At 55.7% G+C, this 2950-nt stretch carries 1 tRNA gene and 2 rRNA genes (1 of these 3 only partly in view); all 3 read right to left on the bottom strand.

Going from position 1 to position 2950, the window contains the following annotated elements:
* Window positions 1-77 (bottom strand) — tRNA-Met (locus tag QEG70_RS16935).
* 20 nt (window positions 78-97) lie between these two features.
* A 5S ribosomal RNA gene (gene rrf / locus QEG70_RS16930) occupies window positions 98-213 on the bottom strand.
* Between the two features lie 116 nt (window positions 214-329).
* Window positions 330-2950: ribosomal RNA gene (locus QEG70_RS16925) — 23S ribosomal RNA — on the bottom strand (it continues 118 nt past the right edge of the window).

Below are 2950 nucleotides of genomic sequence, written 5' to 3'. Positions count from 1 at the left end.
TGGTTGCGGGGGCAGGATTTGAACCTGCGGCCTTCAGGTTATGAGCCTGACGAGCTACCGGGCTGCTCCACCCCGCGTTTGTGGGGGAGACTGGAAGACCTGGCGGCGACCGACTTTCCCGTGCCTTAAGGCACAGTATCATGGGCGCTGGGGGTTTTCACGGCCGAGTTCGGGATGGGATCGGGTGGATCATTCCCCGCCATGGCCACCAGGTCATCGAGTCTCCCCTGTGATGGGGTTGGACTGGATGTGGATGGGTTGGTGTGTATGGTGATGTGTTGAGAGTGGATGACTGCTGTGCATGTGTGTTGCCCTTTTGAGGGGGCTTTGGAATGAGCCTATTGGGCGATTAGGACCAGTCAGCTGCACGCATTACTGCGCTTCCACACCTGGCCTATTGACGTGATGGTCTATCACGGCCCTTGGGGAGACCTTGTTTTGAGGTGGGTTTCCCGCTTAGATGCTTTCAGCGGTTATCCCGTCCACACTTAGCTACCCGGCTGTGCCGCTGGCGCGACAACCGGTGCACCAGAGGTATGTTCATCCCGGTCCTCTCGTACTAGGGACAAATCCTCTCAAGTCTCCAACACCCACGGCAGATAGGGACCGAACTGTCTCACGACGTTCTAAACCCAGCTCACGTACCACTTTAATCGGCGAACAGCCGAACCCTTGGGACCTGCTCCAGCCCCAGGATGTGATGAGCCGACATCGAGGTGCCAAACCTCCCCGTCGATGTGGACTCTTGGGGGAGATCAGCCTGTTATCCCTAGAGTACCTTTTATCCGTTGAGCGATGGCCCTTCCACGCGGGACCACCGGATCACTATGGCCGACTTTCGTCTCTGATCGAGCTGTCACTCTCACAGTCAGGCGGGCTTATGCCATTGCACTCGACAGCCGGTTTCCGACCGGCCTGAGCCCACCATCGCGCGCCTCCGTTACACTTTGGGAGGCGACCGCCCCAGTCAAACTGCCCACCATGCAGGGTCCCGGACCTGGCTAACAGGCCTCGGTTAGACATCAGAAACAGTCAGGGTGGTATTTCAAGGATGGCTCCACCGGAACTGGCGCCCCGGTTTCAAAGCCTCCCACCTATCCTACACAGAATGTCTCTGATGCCACTGCAAAGCTGCAGTAAAGGTTCATAGGGTCTTTCCGTCTGACCGCGGGTACCCCGCATCTTCACGGGGAATTCAATTTCGCTGAGCCGATGCTGGAGACAGCGGGGAAGTCGTTACGCCATTCGTGCAGGTCGGAACTTACCCGACAAGGAATTTCGCTACCTTAGGACCGTTATAGTTACGGCCGCCGTTTACCGGGGCTTCAATTCAGTGCTTGCACACCTCCTCTTAACCTTCCGGCACCGGGCAGGCGTCAGGCCGTATACGTCGTCTCTCGACTTCGCACAGCCCTGTGTTTTTACTAAACAGTCGCTACCCCCTGGTCTGTGCCACCCGCCGATGGTTGCCCACTGACGGGTCTTGCTTATCCCGAAGTTACGCAAGTAATTTGCCTAGTTCCTTCAGCATCGTTCTCTCAAGCGCCTTGGTATTCTCTACCAGTCCACCTGTGTCGGTTTCGGGTACGGTCTATATGCCAGAGCTATTTCCTGGAATACGCCAAAAGCCAGATCAATCCGATAAGACCTGACAACATATTGTATTCGTCACTTCTGGCAGGCCCGGGAATATTTGCCCGGTTTCCATCGACTACGGCTTTCGCCCTCGCCTTAGGGGCCGGCTCACCCTGCGCGGATTAACCTTGCGCAGGAACCCTTGGACTTTCGGCGACAGTGTTTCTCGCACTGTTTGTCGCTACTCATGTCAGCATTCGCACTTCCGATATCTCCAGAGAGGGTCACCCCGTCTCCTTCACAGACCTACGGAACGCTCCGCTACCGCGCATACATAGTATGCACCCACAGCTTCGGCACGTGGCTTGAGCCCCGTTACATTTTCGGCGCAAGGTTTCTATTAGACCAGTGAGCTATTACGCTTTCTTTAAAGGATGGCTGCTTCTAAGCCAACCTCCTGGTTGTTTTGGAATCCTCACATCCTTTCCCACTTAGCCACGATTTGGGGGCCTTAGCTGGTGGTCTGGGCTGTTTCCCTCTCGACAATGGACCTTAGCACCCACTGTCTGTCTGCCGAGCTCATACTTCCGGGTATTCGGAGTTTGGTTAGGTTTGGTAAGGCTTTGGGCCCCCCTAGCCCATCCAGTGCTCTACCCCCCGGGGTAATACTCGACGGTCTACCTCAATAGATTTCGCGGAGAACCAGCTATTTCCGAGTTTGATTGGCCTTTCACCCCTAGCCACAGCTCATCCCCGACTTTTTCAACAGGCGTGGGTTCGGCCCTCCAGTGCGTGTTACCGCACCTTCAGCCTGGCCATGGCTAGATCACTCGGTTTCGGGTCTTCTGCCAGCAACTCGTCGCCCTGTTCAGACTCGCTTTCGCTGCGCCTACACCTAACGGCTTAAGCTTGCTGCAAACAGAAACTCGCTGACCCATTATACAAAAGGTACGCCGTCACCCCATAAGAGGCTCCGACTGCTTGTAGGCATTCGGTTTCAGGTCTCTTTCACTCCCCTCGTCGGGGTGCTTTTCACCTTTCCCTCACGGTACTTGTTCACTATCGGTCACCAGGGAGTATTTAGGCTTGGAGGGTGGTCCCCCCATGTTCAGACAGGATTTCACGTGTCCCGCCCTACTCAAGGACTGTTCCTGATATTACGCATACGGGGCTATCACCCGCTCTGGCCGGACTTTCCATTCCGTTCTGCTTCTTCAAAAACAGCCACTGGCCTGTTCCGCGTTCGCTCGCCACTACTAGCAGAATCTCAATTGATGTCTTTTCCTCCGGGTACTTAGATGTTTCAGTTCCCCGGGTTCGCCTCATGTCCCTATGTATTCAGAACATGATACCCATCGCTGGGTGGGTTGCCCCA

Source organism: Komagataeibacter xylinus, assembly GCF_031081985.1.
GTDB classification, from domain to species: Bacteria; Pseudomonadota; Alphaproteobacteria; order Acetobacterales; family Acetobacteraceae; genus Komagataeibacter; species Komagataeibacter xylinus_E.
The sequence above is the reverse complement of the archived record's forward strand: the minus strand, read 5'-3'. Positions and strand labels throughout refer to the sequence as shown.